At 34.6% G+C, this 3231-nt stretch carries 3 protein-coding genes; all 3 read right to left on the minus strand.

The features are described 5' to 3' along the window. Window positions 1-238: 238 nt before the first annotated feature. Entirely contained in the window at window positions 239-1159 is a 921-nt protein-coding gene (locus CLV96_RS19750; protein ID WP_004783874.1) for a hypothetical protein, read from the minus strand. 88 nt (window positions 1160-1247) lie between these two features. After that, a complete protein-coding gene (locus CLV96_RS19755; protein ID WP_004783525.1) occupies window positions 1248-2180 on the minus strand; it encodes a hypothetical protein in 933 nt (310 codons plus the stop codon). Window positions 2181-2374: 194 nt separating this feature from the next. Beyond that, window positions 2375-3231, minus strand: an 857-nt coding sequence (locus CLV96_RS19760; protein ID WP_208325431.1) for a DUF4304 domain-containing protein, incomplete at its 5' end; no start/stop codon positions are given.

Consider the following 3231-nt stretch of genomic DNA (forward strand, 5'->3'; position numbering starts at 1 on the left):
GAAGAAGGAGCATAAACCGACTAATATCGTCCAAAGACTTTTCATTATTTTTAATACTCAGAAGATATTTACATGATGTTCGCATAACGAACTAGCCTTAACGACGTTCCTCGGAGCTGAGCCTCTGGAAGAGGCGTTAGCGTCGGCACGGATTCTTGCGGAGGCAAGAAACGTGCCGGAGAGGAATGTGCCGTAGGCCAAGCGAGGGCTCGACCCGAAGCGAAGCGTTAAGGCGCTGTTATGCGTAGGTTGTGCTATTTTGGATACCGAATGTATTGAGATTTCCTAGAGCAACTACGACAGAATTTATATCTTTTTCTATATTTTCTTCAAAGGTGTTTTGAATATAAATGCTGTATACTGATACTAAATTTTTCTTTATCTTCAATTCTCCAATTTTAGATATTGAAGAGAAATTTATTCCATTTCTATGATATTTTTCCTCAGGGAAAACTAATGACTTAATTTTTTCATCCCAAAGTTGGGGATTATTTATTTTTATTAATTTTTTTATTTCATTGAAACTTAAATTATTCAAGTTTTCGAAGCTTGTTAAATTTTCTATAAACCATTTATATGTATTTTCGTCGCAAAGGCATCTATCCAAGGTATCTCTACTTATAATTCGAGCAGCATTTATTATTGCGGAACCATAATAGTTTTTTAATTCTTCAACATATACAATAGCATCGAAAGTAATTGCATATCTTACTTTTACAAGTCCGATAACCTTGCGAATATTTTTAAACTTATGTTGTGAGTTAAATTCGTTTAAAAATTTTTCGAAATAAATAGAAAATAGTATAGATTGAATTGGTAGGTCTAAAATTATGAATCCGCCATCACCTGAGTCTATAAAACGCTTTCTATCTTGAAGTTCTTCGTAAAGATTTGTGAAAAAATAGCGTTCAGTAGCTAATAGTTGATTTATTGTTTTATCGTATAGCAATTTGAATAAGTAAGGAATTACAATTTGTTGGTAATCTTCATATTGACTATATCCTAGAATATCGATGGATAAAATTGATTTTTCATTTTTTACTTTTTTGAAATATGCTTTTGTTTCAGTATCGATGTTCTTTCTTTTCGAACTTTCGTCGTAAAAAATATGGCTTAACGCCGAGTATATTTTAATATTTTCAAAACTTTCATTTTCCATATTTTTCTCTTACAGTTAAATTTTGCACAACTTACGCATAACGAACTAGGGGAGACGACGTTTCCCGACCCTGAGTCCCGACGGGACGTTAGGGACTGGAACGACGCTTGCGGAAGCAAGAGGAGTGCCAGAGGGAAATGTGTCGGAGACCGAGCAAGGCCGTAAGTGCCGCAGCGAAGCGTTTCCCCGCTGTTATACGACGGTGTGATTGACGAGGATATTCTTTTTTTAGCCTTTCATATTCTTTAATTGCATCGTCTTTAGAAGGATGTGATTCATAAAATCTGGTAATACACGTGTCTAACAAATTGATAAATTCGGAATAGTGTTTTGAAATCGAATCACTTTCTTTGAAGTGATTTAAGAGTTTTTCTGTTGGAAGATACAATTTTAAGAAAAAACTTAATATTGTAGTTGTAAAATTGTCGCTTTGATTTTTTTCCAATTCTATTATTGGCCAAAGTATTTCAAATTTTCCTTCCTCATATTGATTTACATATTTATTTCTTATTATTTCATTAAGCTCTGATACAACTCTGCTTTCTAAGAATATTCTCGGACCTTTTTTTTCGCTTTTTTCTAATAAGACTGCATTAACCATTGCTAATCCTGCTATATTTGTATTGTCCTTAGAAACTTCTCCATTTTTTACTGTGATCGTATTATAAAAGGTGAAATCTTCCGCGCTAATGCCACCTCGAAAGAGTAGAGGAGCAGCAAAGAGCTCATCTTTTCTATCATCTTGATTTCTTGCTGAGTTTAATCTTACGGAATATTCGTAACAATTTAATAGATATTCTGATAGTTGTTCGATAAAAATATTATTAGACTCTGATGATATTAAAACTGAATCACTCATTGGTATTAGATTCTGAAAACTGGATATTCTACCAGTTTCATAATCTGCATGAAATTTAATTTGTGATGAGTAGTTTTGGAGTAAGTCTATTGCAAGCTCTTTATCCCTTTGAATTAGATTTTTCCAGCCCATTATATCCAAAAACGTTAGTATTTTTGTCATATTATCTCCTTTAATATATTTAAATTTATCGCACTGTCGTATAACGAACTAGGCTTACTGAAGTTGTCCGACCCTGAGTCCCGGACGGGACGTTAGGGACTGGCACGTAGTTTGCAGATGCAAACGAGTGACAGGAGGACAATTTGGCGCAGCCCGAGCGAGGGCTCGTCCCGAAGCGAAGCAGTAAGCCGCTGTTATACGCCGTTTTTAATAGATAACATTTCGATTGTTTTTTTAAGATTTTCTTCCGTTTTTATTCTTTTCTTTGCCTTTTCGATTCCAATATCAGAGAACGTTTTAGCAATTTTCGGTAGATTCATTCTTAGATTTATTTCTTTAAGCAGATAAATAAAGTAAATATCGTTCATTATGTAATATTTATCTAAAACTTTGACACTTTTATTATTATCGAATTCAGAAGGTTTTATTAAGTCAAAAGGTTTCGGAAAGTTTTCAAAATCCTTATAGAATTGAGATCCATATTCTTCAAAAGCATTGAAAATTCGATCTAGAGAGTGAATATTTTCTTCTTTTTTTGTTTTAATTTTCCATTGATAGGCACCGTTTCCGTTAGGACTTAAGCGTTCTCTAATTAGACAAGATGCACAAGAAATTTTGGAAGGATCGAACTTTCCAGCTAAATCTGGTATAAAGTCAAAATGAATTGCTGTTTCGCAATATAATGTTCCACCCATCCAGGTTCCATATATTCCGAAAATTTGAATTATATTGTAATTTGTCTTTTTGTAAAAGTTGAAACCATTACCTTTCCAACCTTTCTCTTTTAATTTTGGAGCTAAAAATTCGTTTGAAAGTGTCTTGATTTCTTTTGCATTCATATGATTGAATTTACTATTAAAAATGGCGTATAACGAACTAGGGGAGACGACGTTCCTCGTAGCTGAGCCTACGAAGTAGGCGTTAGCGTCGGCGCGCCTTCTTGCAGAGCGAGAAGAGTGACGGAGAGGAATGTGTCGTAGACCAAGCGAGGCCGTAAGTGCCGAAGCGCAGCGTTTCCCCGCTGTTAGTCGCAGTGCAGTAGTATTTGGTT

The organism is Leptospira meyeri (assembly GCF_004368965.1).
Lineage (GTDB): Bacteria > Spirochaetota > Leptospiria > Leptospirales > Leptospiraceae > Leptospira_A > Leptospira_A meyeri.

Coding starts and splice junctions, on each gene's coding strand:
- CLV96_RS19750 (WP_004783874.1), bottom strand. CDS start 1,159: ATGGAAAATGAAAGTTTTGAAAATATTAAAATATACTCGGCGTTAAGC.
- CLV96_RS19755 (WP_004783525.1), bottom strand. CDS start 2,180: ATGACAAAAATACTAACGTTTTTGGATATAATGGGCTGGAAAAATCTA.